The 15177-nt window shown below is 45.7% G+C and carries 14 protein-coding genes; 5 read left to right on the top strand and 9 right to left on the bottom strand.

All coding sequences use genetic code 11. The annotated features are described in order from the left end of the window. Window positions 1-12: 12 nt before the first annotated feature. The 4 genes from thrB to hemE all read right to left on the bottom strand — a co-directional run bounded on the left by thrB (window position 13) and on the right by hemE (window position 3420). Window positions 13-936 carry a homoserine kinase gene (gene thrB, locus Q338_RS13245; RefSeq protein ID WP_034296442.1) on the bottom strand — a complete coding sequence of 308 codons (924 nt, stop codon included), beginning with the start codon at window positions 934-936 and terminating at the stop codon, window positions 13-15. 249 nt (window positions 937-1185) lie between these two features. Next, window positions 1186-1800, bottom strand: a complete 615-nt coding sequence (locus Q338_RS13250; RefSeq protein ID WP_034296444.1) for a lytic transglycosylase domain-containing protein — start codon at window positions 1798-1800, stop codon at window positions 1186-1188. 134 nt (window positions 1801-1934) lie between these two features. Beyond that, window positions 1935-2228, bottom strand: a complete 294-nt coding sequence (locus tag Q338_RS13255) for a hypothetical protein (RefSeq protein ID WP_034296446.1) — start codon at window positions 2226-2228, stop codon at window positions 1935-1937. Between the two features lie 124 nt (window positions 2229-2352). After that, entirely contained in the window at window positions 2353-3420 is a 1068-nt protein-coding gene (gene hemE / locus Q338_RS13260; protein ID WP_034296449.1) for a uroporphyrinogen decarboxylase, read from the bottom strand. 290 nt (window positions 3421-3710) lie between these two features. On the opposite strand from hemE, the gene Q338_RS13265 reads away from it, so the two are divergent. Next, window positions 3711-5339: an ABC-F family ATPase gene (locus tag Q338_RS13265; RefSeq protein WP_034296549.1), complete on the top strand. Its 1629-nt coding sequence runs from the start codon at window positions 3711-3713 to the stop codon at window positions 5337-5339. 75 nt (window positions 5340-5414) lie between these two features. Here Q338_RS13265 and Q338_RS13270 read toward each other — a convergent pair whose 3' ends face one another. From Q338_RS13270 to argG, 4 genes are all read right to left on the bottom strand, one after another. Beyond that, window positions 5415-5699 carry a hypothetical protein gene (locus Q338_RS13270; RefSeq protein WP_244772896.1) on the bottom strand — a complete coding sequence of 95 codons (285 nt, stop codon included), beginning with the start codon at window positions 5697-5699 and terminating at the stop codon, window positions 5415-5417. A 71-nt stretch (window positions 5700-5770) separates the two neighbouring features. Next, window positions 5771-6289: a hypothetical protein gene (locus tag Q338_RS13275; protein WP_034296452.1), complete on the bottom strand. Its 519-nt coding sequence runs from the start codon at window positions 6287-6289 to the stop codon at window positions 5771-5773. Window positions 6290-6652: 363 nt separating this feature from the next. Next, on the bottom strand, window positions 6653-7558 hold the full coding sequence (locus Q338_RS15245; RefSeq protein ID WP_084693614.1) for a flavin prenyltransferase UbiX: 906 nt from the start codon (window positions 7556-7558) through the stop codon (window positions 6653-6655). Window positions 7559-7794: 236 nt separating this feature from the next. Beyond that, window positions 7795-9126, bottom strand: a complete 1332-nt coding sequence (gene argG, locus Q338_RS13285; protein ID WP_034296454.1) for an argininosuccinate synthase — start codon at window positions 9124-9126, stop codon at window positions 7795-7797. A gap of 473 nt (window positions 9127-9599) precedes the next feature. On the opposite strand from argG, the gene Q338_RS13290 reads away from it, so the two are divergent. Continuing rightward, window positions 9600-10331 carry a hypothetical protein gene (locus Q338_RS13290; RefSeq protein ID WP_034296456.1) on the top strand — a complete coding sequence of 244 codons (732 nt, stop codon included), beginning with the start codon at window positions 9600-9602 and terminating at the stop codon, window positions 10329-10331. Between the two features lie 70 nt (window positions 10332-10401). Here Q338_RS13290 and Q338_RS13295 read toward each other — a convergent pair whose 3' ends face one another. Further along, on the bottom strand, window positions 10402-11817 hold the full coding sequence (locus Q338_RS13295) for a DASS family sodium-coupled anion symporter (protein WP_034296458.1): 1416 nt from the start codon (window positions 11815-11817) through the stop codon (window positions 10402-10404). Between the two features lie 110 nt (window positions 11818-11927). Between Q338_RS13295 and dusB the strand changes: the two genes are divergently transcribed. The 3 genes from dusB to trpB all read left to right on the top strand — a co-directional run bounded on the left by dusB (window position 11928) and on the right by trpB (window position 15171). Continuing rightward, on the top strand, window positions 11928-12965 hold the full coding sequence (gene dusB, locus Q338_RS13300; RefSeq protein ID WP_051968670.1) for a tRNA dihydrouridine synthase DusB: 1038 nt from the start codon (window positions 11928-11930) through the stop codon (window positions 12963-12965). 59 nt (window positions 12966-13024) lie between these two features. Then, complete coding sequence (locus Q338_RS13305) at window positions 13025-13876, top strand: transporter substrate-binding domain-containing protein (RefSeq protein WP_084693615.1); 852 nt, start codon at window positions 13025-13027, stop codon at window positions 13874-13876. Between the two features lie 89 nt (window positions 13877-13965). Next, window positions 13966-15171 carry a tryptophan synthase subunit beta gene (gene trpB, locus Q338_RS13310; RefSeq protein ID WP_034296463.1) on the top strand — a complete coding sequence of 402 codons (1206 nt, stop codon included), beginning with the start codon at window positions 13966-13968 and terminating at the stop codon, window positions 15169-15171. The last annotated feature ends 6 nt before the right edge of the window (window positions 15172-15177 follow it).

Consider the following 15177-nt stretch of genomic DNA (forward strand, 5'->3'; position numbering starts at 1 on the left):
TTAATTTGGTTTTCAGGCTGCCTGAAAGGTTTGCAATAAATCACGGAATACATTGGGGTCTTTGATAAACGTCAATTCCCCTGCGGCTGGAAAATGAAAATCCAGCAAACGCGACACCCAAAAACGCACACAAGCGGCGCGATGGGCGGTGTTTAAATAGGTTAATTCGTCTGCGGTAAGTGGGCGTACGCTTTGGTAACCGTCCATAAAGGCTTGTTTTAATTGCGTATCCAATTTATTGTTTGCCAAACGCGCCCAATCGTTTACCGCAATCGCCAAATCATAAACGAAGCTGCCTTGACACGCATAATAAAAATCAATAAAACCAGCCACTTGTTCGCCATCTAATAAAACATTGTCTTTAAACAAATCGGCGTGAATAATGCCACTTGGCAAATGATGGTCTGGGTTTTGCGCTAAAAATTCAATTTCTTTATTTAATAAATCAAGGTCTTGGGAATCTAAATAGGGAGCTAATTTGGCTGCGCTGGTTGTCCACCAATCGGCGTGGCGTGGGTTGTCCATTTTTTCAGGGAAAGTTGTGCCTGCCAAGTGCATTTTGGCTAACATTGCGCCCGTGCTGTGGCATTGTGCGGTGGTGGGGCTGGCGGTGTCGCGTCCGCTTAATTTGCTGACGATACAGGCGGGTTTGCCTGCCAATTGTGCGTCAAATTGTCCGTTGATTTGGGCGATGGGGGCGGGGCAAGCCACACCGTTTTCGCTTAAATTTTGTTTTAATTTAAGAAAAAAGGGCAATTCGTGCGCTTGCAAGGCTTCAAACACGGTTAAAACGTAAGTGCCTGATGTGGTGTGCAAAAAATAATTGCTGTTGGTGATGCCTTGTGCGATGCCTTGCAGGGATTGAAATTCGCCGATGGCGTAGTGTGTGAGCAGTTGGCGCATTTCATCGTCAGATACGCTGGTGTAAACGGACATATTGGGCTGCCTGAAAAAAGGGTTAATCAAATCAATGAATAAATTTTAACAAATTTCAGGCAGCCTGAAACGCTTTTTTTCGGTTTTCAGGCTGCCTGAAATATGTTCCCTCCCTCGTCTGGCGGGGGAGGGCTAGGGTGGGGGTGGTTCGTGGAGTAAGGTAAGTGTCTGTTTATCCAAAAATTTCCCCCACCCTAACCCTCCCCCATTGAAGACGGGGGAGAGGACAGATGGATGAAAATTGAAAAATCAACCTTCCCATTGCCAATGGTTTTTCCATGCGCCAATCACGGCGTTGGGGTATTTGTCGCTGCCCAAACTGCCGTTATAACGCGCTAATGCATTGCGGATATTGCCATTTTCTAAATTATTGTATTGGCGCAAAATGGTGCAGCCGTAACGCAAATTGGTACGCACATCAAATAGGTTATGGTTTTCCTTGCCAATGTATTTTTGCCAAAACGGCATGACTTGCATTAAACCTTTTGCGCCCACGCCACTGACCGCGTATTGGCGGAAACCGCTTTCCACTTCAATCAAGCCGAGAATGAGTTGTACGTCCAAATCGGCGCGGGTGGCTTCGTATTGAATATAGGTAAGCAAACGGCGGCGTTCCAATTCGCTGCCTTTGACAAATTGCGACAGGCGCACCGACATTTCATTGAGCCAGCGTTGTCCGTCCGCCGCATGGGCAAACACCAAACGCGGCGGGCTGGCGTGATCCACCGAGCTACGCATCACGCTGGCAACGTCATCGGCGAGCGTTTCTTCGCGTTGTGCGCCAGCGAGCGCGATGTGGGGAAAGGCAAGGGCTGCGCTGCCTGAAATCAGCAGGTGGCGGCGAGTCAGGTTGATTGTGTTCATTGTGATGATTTTTCTGCTTAAATGGAAAACAGGGATAATTTTAGCGTTTTTCAGGCAGCCTGAAAAGTGATTTTTTATATAAAATCAATAAAATAGCTAATATGAAAATCCGTTCAATATGGGCAATTCATGCTTTAAGCAAATGCGATTTTTTTCAAATACATACCCAATCCATACAATATTACGCCACCGCCGCCCAAAATAAAAAACACCACGCCTTTTTTCCGCGCATTCGGGCAAGCCCAATACACCGCCAAACTGAAACTGAAAAACAATGCCACCGCCACCCATTTCATTTGTGGCGTGTTGCTGTAGCGGTCAAGCGTATAGGTTTCGGTGAGCATAACGTACATTTGCAGCAGCACCGCCGACACCAGCAACACAATTCCACTTAATAAACAAAGCAATGCCCAATCTAAAGTTGTCATCTTGTTCTCACTTTTTTCAGGCTGCCTTTTTTGTAGGGTGCGTATTACACACCAAAATGCCATGTTATTTGAATCATTTGGTGCGTGGTACGCCCCCTACGATTTTCAGGCAGCCTGAAAATATTTATTGTTGATGATACTGGCGCGACAATTCATGCACCGCGTCCACCAAAATTTTGGCGTGTTCGGGGTCGGTGTGTTGGTTGATGCCGTGTCCCAAATTGAAAACGTGTCCTGTGCCGTGTCCAAATTCGCCCAAAATGCGGCTGACTTCGGTGCGGATATTCTCGGGCGAACCAAACAGCGCGAATGGGTCAAAATTGCCTTGCAAAGCGACTTTGTTGCCCACACGCGCTCGGGCTTGTGCCAAATCGGTCGTCCAATCCAAGCCCAACGCGTCTGCGCCACAATCTGCCAAATGTTCCAGCCACTGACCGCCGCCTTTGGTAAACACAATCACAGGCACTTGGCGACCTTCGTTTTCGCGTTTTAATCCGCTTACGATTTGTTTCATGTATTGCAAGCTAAACTCACGGAATGCGGTGTGGCTCAACACGCCACCCCAAGTGTCAAAAATTTGTACTGCTTGTGCGCCGTGTGCGATTTGCTCGTTCAAATAGGCGGTTACGGCTTGGGCGTTCACGTCCAAGATTTTGTGCAGCAAATCGGGGCGGCTGTACATCATGGATTTGATGGTGCGAAATTCTTTGCTGCCACCGCCTTCCACCATATAGCAAGCCAAAGTGAACGGGCTGCCTGAAAAACCAATCAAAGGCACACGCCCATTCAAAGCCTTGCGAATGGACGCCACCGCGTCAAACACATAGCGCAAATTCTCCATATCAGGCACACGCAACTGGCTCACAGCTTGTTCATTTTGAATGGGATTTTGAAACTTTGGTCCTTCGCCCGCTTCAAAATACAAACCCAAACCCATTGCGTCTGGCACGGTCAAAATGTCGGAAAACAAAATCGCCGCGTCCAAATCAAAGCGTTCAAGCGGCTGAATGGTTACTTCGGTTGCCAATTCGGTGTTTTTGCACAAATCCAAAAAACCGCCTGCTTGGGCGCGTGTTGCGCGGTATTCGGGCAAATAGCGTCCTGCTTGGCGCATCATCCAAATGGGGGTGTATTCAACGGGTTGGCGCAACAGGGCGCGTAAGAAAGTATCGTTTTGTAAAATGTTTGCCATAAGGGTAACTCGTTTGATGGATAAATTTTGTTGGATAGTTAAAGTAGCGTGATTATATAGTTAAAATGGGTTTCAGGCTGCCTTTTAGTACACGACAAGAATAACAGTAGGGTGCGCACGGCGCACCAATCACAACACAATATTTAAATGATTCAGTCATTTGGTGCGCACGGCGAACCCTACATTTGGGCGATTGGAAAAATTGTTGTGTACTGTCAGGCAGCCTGAAATGTTTAAATATGTTAAAATCCGCCCCAATTTTTAATCACACCAAATTCAAGGAAAAACACATGATTTCTACCAATAACATCACCATGCAATTTGGCGCAAAGCCTTTATTTGAAAACGTTTCCGTGAAATTTGGCGAAGGCAACCGCTACGGCTTAATTGGCGCAAACGGTTCAGGCAAATCCACGTTTATGAAAATTTTGGGCGGCGATTTGGAGCAAACAAGCGGCGAAGTGGCGATTGAACACGGCGTACGCTTGGGTAAATTGCGCCAAGACCAATTCGCCTACGAAGAAATGCGCGTATTGGACGTGGTGTTGATGGGACACAGCGAAATGTGGGCGGCGATGACCGAACGCGATGCGATTTACGCCAACCCAGAAGCCACCGATGAAGATTACATGAAAGCGGCTGATTTGGAAGCAAAATTTGCCGAATACGATGGCTACACCGCCGAAGCCCGAGCAGGCGAATTGTTGCTGGGCGTGGGCATTGAAGAGAATTTGCACAACGCCACCATGGCGGAAGTCGCCCCTGGTTTTAAATTGCGCGTGTTGCTGGCGCAAGCCCTGTTTTCCAAACCCGATGTGTTGCTGCTGGACGAGCCGACCAATAACTTGGACATCAACACCATTCGCTGGCTGGAAAATATGTTAAATCAATATGATAGCACCATGATTATCATCAGCCACGACCGCCATTTCCTGAACGAAGTTTGCACCCACATGGCGGATTTGGACTACAACACCATTACCATCTACCCTGGTAATTACGATGATTACATGTTGGCAAGCGCACAATCACGCGAACGCGCTTTGAAAGACAATGCCAAAGCCAAAGAAAAATTGCAAGAATTACAAGAATTTGTGGCGCGATTTTCTGCGAATAAATCCAAAGCGCGTCAAGCCACTTCGCGCTTGAAACAGGCGGACAAAATCAAGGCGGAAATGGTGGAAGTGAAACCTTCTACGCGCCAAAATCCCTATATCCGCTTTGAAACGGACGAGAAAAACAAATTGCACCGTCAAGCGGTGGAAGTGGAAAACTTGTCCAAATCTTTTGATAACACTTTGTTTGAAAAATTGAATTTCATTTTGGAAGCAGGACAGCGTTTGGCGATTATTGGCCCAAACGGTGCGGGTAAATCCACTTTGTTGAAATTGCTGGCTGGGGCGTTTGACGCGCAATATTCTGATGTGCAAGCCGATTCAGGCAGCATTAAATGGGCTGAAAAAGCCACCATCGGCTATTATCCTCAAGACCACGAAAACGATTTTGACGTGGAAATGGATTTGACCCAATGGATGCGCCAATGGGGACAAGAAGGCGATGATGAGCAAGTGATTCGCGGTACTTTGGGGCGTTTGCTGTTTGGCGGCAACGATGTGGTCAAGCAAGTGAAAGTGTTGTCGGGTGGCGAAAAAGGGCGCATGCTCTACGGTAAGTTGTTGCTTTTGAAACCGAATGTGCTGATTATGGACGAGCCAACCAACCACATGGACATGGAAAGCATTGAATCGCTGAACATGGCTTTGGAAAAATACAAAGGCACCTTGATTTTTGTGTCGCATGACCGCCAGTTTGTGTCGTCTTTGGCTACGCAAATCATTGAGTTAGATGGCAAAGGTGGCTATGAATATTATCTGGGCGATTATGAAAGCTATTTGGATAAAAAAGGTTTGAACGGCTAAATACCGTGTGAATAAAAAATAGGCAGCCTGAAACGGAAAATCGGTTTCAGGCTGCCTAATTGATTGATTAATTTATTATTTGCAAGAAATACCCAACATTTTCTCGCCCGACAATTTAACCGTGCAAACAGTCGCATTGCTGCCTGAAATTTTCGCATTGTCGCCGTCTTTGGCGATGGTCAAAGGCTCTTTCACGCCCATTGCCATAGCAGTTTTGGCGATGTTTTGTGTTAATGCGGCGGGCAAATTGGCGGTATTGCTGGCGATTTGTGGTTCTTTTTCGGCGGCAAATGTGTGTGCGCTCGCACCCAAAGCTAATACAGCAATCATTTTAATCATTGATTTTGTGAAGTTTTTCATGGTTTACATTCCTGTGTGTTTGTTTATTTTCTACCCACACTATACTGTACTTTGTGATATTTTGGGAATATTTAACCTAATTTGCACAAAAAATTACCTAACTGTTGTTTTACCGCGAATGTGTTTGTCAGCAAATCTTCGTGCGCCGCGCCCAATAAATCGCATTCCATCAATAAGATATGCTTAGGGCGGCTACTATGCAAGCTGGCGCGAATGCAGGCAGCCTGAAAGGGAATATTGTGTTTTTTGGCGAATGTGGCAGCGCGTTGATTAGCTAATTTCAATACGGGTAACTGACTGATTTCCATATGAAATATACGCACATTCAGCACCAAAATGCGTGCAGCAAACCAATCGGCTTCTTCCGTGAAATGTGTGGGGCTGGGCTGGTTGAAATCGTGGCGTTGTGCGGCAATCAGGGTGGCGATGGCACGAATTTCGGGCAACATGGCTTCGCAAATACTGTCGGGGTGTGCAAAAGGGGCAGCGAGCAAATCGGTGCGATGAGCATTGCCATTGGTAATCAAGCTGCATTTGCGCAACGCGGTTGGTATTGGATGGTGTGGGATAATTTGGGGCAATGCGTTCATGATGTTGTCCTTGCAATTTTAAATATTTGGGATTTTTAAATTGCGGCGGCAATCATGTTGCACGAATAAAAAAAACCGCCGCAAATGAATTTGGGGCGGTCGGATGGAGACATAAACAATGAAGTTTACGCGCACACAATATCGTACCGCACCGAGATGCGATACCAATACCAAGCGTGTACACGAATTGTCTTCATGGTTGTTATCCTTGAAAGAATGGGAAAAAATGATGTAGCTAACTATAGTGGATAGAATGTGGCATTGTCAAGCTTTTTTTCAGGCTGCCTGAAATTAATTAAATAAGTCCATAATCCATTGGACAAATTTCAGCAACAACGCCACGAGTTCATACAAACCTTCCACTTACACGCCCCATTTAGGCATTAAAGCGTGGGGAATGTACAATTGGTCTAAAATACGCGCCACAACAAAATTTACCATATCATCAATGGTTTGTGGTTTGTTGTAGAAACCTGCGGCAGGTGGTAAAATCACGCAGCCGTTTTGCGACAATTTCAGCATATTTTCCAAATGAATGCTGGAAAGCGGCGTTTCGCGCGGCACAATTACCACAGGGCGGCGTTCTTTGATGGACACATCGGCGGCGCGTTCAATCAAATTTTCAGACAAGCCGTGTGCAATTGCGGCAATCGTACCCATGCTGGCAGGGCAAACCACCATTGTGTCCGCCACATTATTGCCTGAAGCAATCGGCGCAAACCATTCTTCACGCCCAAACACGCGCAGTTGTTCTGGGGAAACTTGATATTTTTGGCACAACATTTTTTGTGCGTCAGTAGGATTAGTGGGTAACTGCAAATCCATTTCTTGCGCGGCAACGACTTGGGCAGCCTGCGAATACACCAAATAAACACGTTTACCTGCTTTCAATAATTCTTCCAGCAAACGCACGCCATAGGGCATACCCGATGCACCTGTGAATGCCAATGTAACGGTTTGAATGCCAGAAGATTGTGAATGCTCAACTGTGGAGGCAGCCTGAAACGTACCGATGGGCGCAACAAATTCGCCGTTTTCATGATTAAAATCCATCCAACCTGTTGGTTTATTCATGCCTTTTTCTAATTTAGCAGCCATACGATCGCCAATATTCAATTGCTGACCGTTGGGTTTCACGGTTTTAGCGCGTACTTGATAAAGGTAAGCGGGTTTGTCGTAACCACATTTTTTGGCTAATTTGGACACGCCACCTGCTTCACGAATGAGTTTTTCAAAATTGGCAAAACGATTATCTTGAATATCAGACATAGTGTTTCCTAAATAAAAAAGAAAATATATATTTGTTTAATAAATAAAGATGGTTAAAAAATGAGGTTTCAATCCTTAATTTAATTATAGCATATTGTTTTAAAAAATATAAATTTATTGTTTTTTTTTTTTTTTTTCAATGACTTATTTTTTGGGGTGGGTGTTGAATTATATTTAATATATGAAACAGGCAGCCTGAAATGTTTTTAGGCTGCCTGTGGTTTAATTAATTGAAATTATTGATTTTCCAGTTTGGGAATCACCGAACCTTCGCCCAATTGCACCAAACCCGTTTGTGCATAAACGCCCAATTTATTGCGCGTATCGGCAATGTCCAAATTGCGCATGGTCAATTGTCCAATGCGGTCAAGCGGTGTGAATGCGGCATTTTCCACTTTTTCCATGCTCAATTTTTCGGGGGCGTAGCTCAAATTGGGGCTTTCGGTGTTCAGGATTGAGTAGTCGTTGCCGCGACGCAATTCCAAAGTTACTTCGCCTGTAATGGCTTTTGCTACCCAGCGTTGGGCGGTTTCGCGCAACATCAAGGCTTGACTGTCAAACCAGCGACCTTGATACAGCAAACGCCCCAAACGCAAACCGTTGATGCGGTATTGCTCAATCGTGTCTTCGTTGTGAATGCCCGTCAGCAAACGCTCGTAAGTGATGTGGAACAATGCCATTGCGGGGGCTTCGTAAATGCCGCGTGATTTGGCTTCAATAATGCGGTTTTCAATTTGGTCGCTCATGCCCAAGCCGTGTCGTCCACCGATTTTGTTGGCTTCCAGAAACAAATCAACGGGATTGGCATATTCCACGCCATTGATGGCAACGGGTACGCCTTCTTCAAAACGCACGGTTACGGTTTCAGGCTGCACCTTCACATTTTCGTCCCAAAACGCCACGCCCATGATTGGCTTCACAATTTTGATGCCCGAATTGAGAAATTCCAAATCTTTCGCTTCGTGGGTTGCGCCCAACATATTGGAATCGGTGGAGTAGGCTTTTTCTACTGACATTTTGTAGTCAAAACCGTTGGCAATCAAAAATTCGGACATTTCTTGGCGACCGCCCAATTCGTCAATGAATTGTTGGTCAAGCCATGGTTTGTAGATTTTTAAGGCTGGGTTGGTGAGCAAGCCGTAGCGGTAGAAACGTTCAATGTCGTTGCCTTTGTAGGTTGAGCCATCGCCCCAAATGTGTACATCGTCTTGTTTCATGGCGGCAACCAACATGGTGCCTGTTACCGCGCGACCGAGTGGGGTGGTGTTGAAATAGGGCATACCGCCTGTGGAAACGTGGAACGCGCCACTTTGAATCGCGGCAATGCCTTCGTGCGCCAACTGTGCGCGGCAATCAATCAGACGCGCGACTTCTGCGCCATATTGTTTGGCTTTTTCTGGAATGGCGTTGTAGTCGTCTTCATCAGGCTGCCCCAAATTGGCGGTGTAGGCATAGGGGTTTGCGCCTTTCAGTTTCATCCACAATAAAGCAGCAGACGTGTCCAAACCGCCCGAAAAGGCGATGCCGACTTTTTGTCCTGTGGGGAGATTTTGTAAAATGGTGCTCATAAATTTTTTCCTTGTTTTGAAATAATCAATTTGTTTTCAGGCTGCCTTGCAGTAAAGGACAAAAATCTTTCAGGCTGCCTACAATCTGTTCCCTCCCATGCTGGCGGGGGTTAGGGTGGGGGTGGCTCGTTGATTTTCAGAAAAATAAATTTGTTTTCATAGATTTTCCCCCACCCTAGCCCTCCCCCGTTATGGACGGGGGAGGGGACAGATAGCTGGTAAAATTAAAAATTGTCGTGTACTAAAAGGCAGCCTGAAAAACAGATTGAGACTATAAAACGCTATTATTGTCTGAATTGTTCTATTCGTAAAGATTGGTTTACATAAGTGATTTTCAGGCTGCCTGAAAAATTAGGCACATAAATTGCTTGAATTATTTATATAATCAATATGATGATATGATTTTTGCTTGAGAAATTTTGTGTTTTCGCGCAAAATATCGTTTCCAAACTAGCCATCAGGATGCGCCCATTATGACAACCCACATTGATAATGTAATTGAAAAACAGCTTGTATACATGATGAGTGATGAACAAGCGGTTTTGCTTGCCTATGCTGAACAGGGTGACGAAGTGTTGATGATTGATGAAACAGGGCAATCCATTTACGATGCTGCCGCTTCTGCCGATGAAACAGGTGCATGGATTTTTTTAAGCAATGCGATTAATAGCGACAGCATGTATAGCGATTGGCAACAAAATCCGTCTGTATCGCACGATATGCCCGATGATGTGGCTTTAGGTGTGCCTGAAAAATCAGAGCAAATGAGTTTGACGACCAAATGGTTGTTAGGCAGTTTGGCGACCATGGGTGCGTTTGCTTTAGGGGCAGCAGCAGATGGTGGTGGTCATCACGATGAAACAGATATTGTGCCACCCATGAATTACTCCGTGCCACAACCCAAAGCTTTAGTAAGACAATTTTCCGCCGCCGAAAACCCCATTAATCCAAATGAACGCGCCCCTGTAGTACAAGCAGAAGAGCCCCAAGTCGCTCCATCTGCGCCCGAATCCACAACGCAAAGCGAGCCATTATTGAATTTGGCGCAGGGCAGCAAAACATCGGCTTTGTTGGCAACAGATTTGGATTTATTAACCACATTGCCCGAAATAAATGAAACGGTGCGTTATGCTGAACAATCTTTGAATCCATTGGCAGATGTATTGGGCGATTTGGATAATAAAAGCGTGGGCAATGTGATTTAAATAAAATTTATATAATTCATATAATTCAGGCAGCCTGAAAATCAATTTTCAGGCTGTCTGAAATTTTTTTTTATTTCAACAAGGCAATCGCCGCCGACCCCACCGTTAAATACACCACCGTATTCAACAAGGTAATCAAACCGCCATACCAATAAATCTCACGCGTTTGCAAATAGCCACTTCCCACAAACAACACATTCGCGCTTGAACCTTGTGGCGTGATACACGAATTAAAATTGGTCGCCATCAACAACATCATCGCCAACATGGTGCCGTCCACCCCAGCATTCAAACCAACACTTAAAAATACGGCAAACAATGCCATCATTTGCGCCGTTTGGCTCACGAAAAAGTAGTGAATCAACACATAACCCACCACCAGCGAAATATACACCACCGTTGGCGATAAACCCGCCACTTCATTCGCCAAAATATTGCCCAGAAACGTCATAAAACCTGTGGCATTCAAACCAGCACTCAAAGCATACAACAAAGCAAACCAAATAAACGTAACCAATGCCGTGCCTTGTTGTTTCAAATCCTCATCGGAAAATGCTTTGCCAATCAATAAAATCGCCAAACCTAAAAACGCTACTGCCGTGCGCTCCACCAAAATTACGCCGTCTAATAATTGGTTTAATTGGTCGGTAAATGCCCAACCCAATACGAGAAACACAAATACCCCAGCCGTTAATTTTTCCATGTGCGACATTTTGCCCAATTCCGCCAAACGCTGTTTTGCTATTTCGGGTGCGTTGGGGGTATTTTTGATTTCGGGTGGACAAATTTTGTAAATAAAATAAGGAAGTATCGCAAAACCAACCATAGATGGTATCACGGCATAAATAAACCAGTCGCCATAACTAATTTGTATACCCAAATCGCCCGCCATTTTCGCTCCCGCTAAATTGGCAGCCATTGCGGTGATCCACATGGTAGATGAAATACTCAAGCCACCCATAGACACCATCATCAGATAATTACCCAAACGTTTACGCGTGGCTTCATCGGGATTGGATTGTGCATCATGCGCCAAAGATAGGGCAATCGGGTACAATACGCCTGAACGCGCTGTATTACTGGGAAAAGCAGGGGCAATTAACATATCAGTAGCCATAATCGCATAGCCCAGCCCCAAACTGGATTTGCCAAACCATTTAATCATATACAGCGCAATGCGTTCCCCTAAACCCGTTTTAATCACCACGCTGGAAATCAGGAAAGCAATAATAATCAATAAAATAAAACTTTCAGAAAAACCAGCAAAAGCGGCTTTGGTAGACAGAGTGTTACTCATAATGACCACCACAGTCGCTAAAATAGATGCAGCAAGAATAGACGTGGCTTCCAGCACAATCAACGCAATCGCACTCAAAAAGGCAATGGCAATGTGCCATGCTTCAGGTTTCAAACCTGTGGGCGGTGGTGTGAACCACAAGACGGTGGCAATCAGCAGCACCAGTATGAATTTAATGGTATTTTTCATGTTTGCTCCAAAATTTTTTGTAAATAATCTATATTTGTGTACGCTGTCATCTGTTTCAGGCAGCCTGAAAAATATTACGCCTAATTACATCAATCAGTCATCAAAATTTTATGAATAAAGTGAATCATAAATCAGAAATAATTGAACAATTAAAACATTTTCGTTTAATTTTGTCGCCCATGGCAGGGATTACCGACAAGCCATTCAGGCAGCTTGCCAAACAACACGGCGCAGACTACACCGTCAGCGAAATGCTGACCAGCGACCCGACTTTACAAAACACGCGCAAAACCACGCAACGCAGCGACCATTCGGGCGAACAAGGCTTGATTGCCGTACAAATCGCAGGCAGCGACCCCGCGCAACTTGCCGCCGCCGCGCAATTTCATGTGGGGCAGGGCGCACAAATCATAGACATCAACATGGGTTGCCCCGCGAAAAAAGTCTGCAATGTGCTGGCAGGCAGCGCATTGTTGCAAAACGAAAAATTGGTAGATGATATTTTGAATGCGGTGGTACAAGCCGTTGATGTGCCAGTAACTTTGAAAACGCGCTTGGGCTGGGACGATGAACACAAAAACATCATGACCATTGCGAAAATGGCGGAACGCGCTGGGATTGCCGCGCTTGCCATTCACGGTCGCACGCGCACACAAATGTACAAAGGCGAAGCGCAATACGATTTAATCCGCCAAGTGAAACAAGAACTTCCCATACCCGTATGGGCGAATGGCGACATCGCATCGCCACAAAAAGCCGCGCAAGTGTTGGCGGATACAGGTGCGGACGGCATTTTGATTGGGCGTGGGGCGCAGGGCAATCCGTGGATTTTTGGTGATGTGAAATTTTATTTGGAAACAGGCACTTTGCCGCCACCTTTGCCGTTTCAGGCAGCCTGCGACACGATTTTGGCGCATTTACGCGCCATGCACGATTTTTATGGCGAAGTCGGTGGCGTGCGGATTGCGCGTAAGCACATTGGCTGGTATTTGGCGAATTTGCCCGATGGCGAAGATTTTCGCAAACAAATCAATAAAATAGATCATGCCAATCAACAATTTGACACGCTGGCTGAATTTTTGCGCCAACAAAGTGAACAATTTGAATTTTGGCAACGGGACTATTTTCAGGCTGCCCATTTGACTTGATATTATCTTTTATGAGATAATTTAATAATTAATTAAAATCAATCATTTGATGGAGTTTAATGATGAATATGGTAAAGAATAAATTTAATCTATTTGAATTTAAATCACTACTATCTATATTACTATTTACTACATTGTTTGCATGTGTTGAGCAAAAAGCACAAACCCAATCCACCGACCAAACAGACAAAAAAGCTTCCTCTCCTCAAATCAAGCCAGCTTCTGCCGCCACAACATCGCAACAAGAAAGCGTATTGGTTGGCACAGAATTGAATTTCCCACCATTTGGTTTTAAAGACCAACAAGGGCAACCTACTGGTTTTGAAGTGGATTTATTAAAAGAAATTGCACAAGTGGAAAATTTAAATTTGCAATTTGTGCCATTGCAACGCGATAAATTCGTTGAAGGTTTGCAAAGTAAACAGTATCGCCTTGCCACCGCCGCCATTGTGATTAACAAAGAACGCAGCGACCAAGTGGATTTTTCCGATGCCATTTTAAATTATGACCGTGAAATTTATTTGTTGGACAATGAAAAAAATCACCATCTGAAAACCGTTGCCGATTTTAAAGGCAAAAAATTGGCAGCCAGCCGTTCATTCAACACGGCGCAAGATATTGTGGGTTCGGCAGATAATGTGATTAAAAAGGACACTTTCTATTTGGCACTCAAAGCCATGTATCAAGGCGAGGTGGACGGCACTTTGGGCGACAGCCGTGTGTTGGAATATTTCATTAAGCAATCGCCTGAAATCAAAACGCGCAAAATTTCATTGGGCGAACAAAAACGTGATTTGGCTTTTGCCGTACAAAAAGGCGATGCGGCACTTTTGGCAAAAATCAATCACGGTTTGGCAACCGTTAAAAACAATGGCACTTATCAAAAATTGTTGGAAAAATGGTTTAATTAAATCATTTATTTGAAATGTCTTTCAGGTGGCGTGGCAACGTTCAGGCAGCCTGAAAGCCATTTCTCTTTTTACATTGGAGTATCACAATCATGTCAAACCCCTACCAAGCCCCCAATGAACAAGGCTTTTTTGGCGAACACGGTGGCGTGTACGTTGCCGAAACTTTAATCCCAGCTTTGCAAGAACTCGCCCAAGCCTATGCCCAAGCCAAACAAGACCCTGAATTTTGGGCAGAATTTCACCGCGATTTGGCAAACTATGTCGGTCGCCCCAGCCCCGTTTACCATGCGGCAAGGCTGTCTGAAAAATTGGGTGGCGCACAAATCTGGCTTAAACGCGAAGATTTGAACCACACAGGCGCACACAAAGTGAACAACACCATCGGTCAAGCCTTGCTCGCCAAACGCATGGGCAAAAAGCGCGTCATCGCCGAAACAGGCGCAGGACAACACGGCGTGGCAAGCGCAACCGTAGCCGCCCGTTTTGGCATGGAATGCCACGTTTACATGGGCGCAGACGACATTCAACGCCAAGCCCCCAACGTGTTTCGCATGAAATTATTGGGCGCGAACGTGGTCAGCGTGGACAGTGGCAGCCGCACACTCAAAGACGCGATGAACGAAGCCATGCGCGAATGGGTGGCGCGTGTGGACGACACCTTTTACATCATCGGCACAGCAGCAGGACCCGCACCCTATCCCGAAATGGTGCGCGATTTCCAATGCGTGATTGGCAACGAAGCCAAAGAACAAATGCTCAAAGCCATAGGCAGGCAGCCTGATGTCGCGGTGGCTTGCGTGGGTGGCGGCTCAAACGCGATTGGTTTATTTTACCCTTATATTTCAGAAACTTCGGTGCGTTTGGTGGGCGTGGAAGCAGGCGGACACGGTGTCCACACCCCAGACCATGCCGCGCCCATTACATCTGGCGCACCGATTGGCGTGTTGCACGGTTTCCGCAGCTATTTGATGCAAGACGAAAACGGTCAAGTATTGGGAACGCATTCGGTTTCCGCAGGTTTGGATTACCCTGGTATCGGGCCCGAACACAGCCATTTGCACGATATTGGGCGTGTGGAATACCATGCCGCCAATGATGAAGCCGCTTTACAAGCCTTTGATTTATTGTGCCAATATGAAGGCATTATTCCTGCGCTGGAAAGTTCACACGCGCTGGCGTGGGCGGTGGAAAATGCCCCAACAATGCGCAAAGACCAAGTGATTTTGGTCAATTTGTCGGGGCGTGGCGATAAGGATATTAATACTGTTGCGAAATTGAAAAATATTGAGTTGTAAAAGTTT

The organism is Alysiella crassa DSM 2578, from assembly GCF_000745955.1.
GTDB lineage: Bacteria > Pseudomonadota > Gammaproteobacteria > Burkholderiales > Neisseriaceae > Simonsiella > Simonsiella crassa.

Bases quoted from the DNA above. Each gene is read 5' to 3' on its own strand.
- Q338_RS15245 (WP_084693614.1), bottom strand. From the start codon at position 7,558: ATGTCTGATATTCAAGATAATCGTTTTGCCAATTTTGAAAAACTCATT.
- thrB (WP_034296442.1), bottom strand. From the start codon at position 936: ATGTCCGTTTACACCAGCGTATCTGACGATGAAATGCGCCAACTGCTC.
- dusB (WP_051968670.1), top strand. From the start codon at position 11,928: ATGAATAAAGTGAATCATAAATCAGAAATAATTGAACAATTAAAACAT.
- Q338_RS13290 (WP_034296456.1), top strand. From the start codon at position 9,600: ATGACAACCCACATTGATAATGTAATTGAAAAACAGCTTGTATACATG.
- Q338_RS13275 (WP_034296452.1), bottom strand. From the start codon at position 6,289: ATGAACGCATTGCCCCAAATTATCCCACACCATCCAATACCAACCGCG.
- Q338_RS13265 (WP_034296549.1), top strand. From the start codon at position 3,711: ATGATTTCTACCAATAACATCACCATGCAATTTGGCGCAAAGCCTTTA.
- Q338_RS13295 (WP_034296458.1), bottom strand. From the start codon at position 11,817: ATGAAAAATACCATTAAATTCATACTGGTGCTGCTGATTGCCACCGTC.
- Q338_RS13255 (WP_034296446.1), bottom strand. From the start codon at position 2,228: ATGACAACTTTAGATTGGGCATTGCTTTGTTTATTAAGTGGAATTGTG.
- Q338_RS13270 (WP_244772896.1), bottom strand. From the start codon at position 5,699: ATGAAAAACTTCACAAAATCAATGATTAAAATGATTGCTGTATTAGCT.
- Q338_RS13250 (WP_034296444.1), bottom strand. From the start codon at position 1,800: ATGAACACAATCAACCTGACTCGCCGCCACCTGCTGATTTCAGGCAGC.
- Q338_RS13305 (WP_084693615.1), top strand. From the start codon at position 13,025: ATGATGAATATGGTAAAGAATAAATTTAATCTATTTGAATTTAAATCA.
- trpB (WP_034296463.1), top strand. From the start codon at position 13,966: ATGTCAAACCCCTACCAAGCCCCCAATGAACAAGGCTTTTTTGGCGAA.
- hemE (WP_034296449.1), bottom strand. From the start codon at position 3,420: ATGGCAAACATTTTACAAAACGATACTTTCTTACGCGCCCTGTTGCGC.
- argG (WP_034296454.1), bottom strand. From the start codon at position 9,126: ATGAGCACCATTTTACAAAATCTCCCCACAGGACAAAAAGTCGGCATC.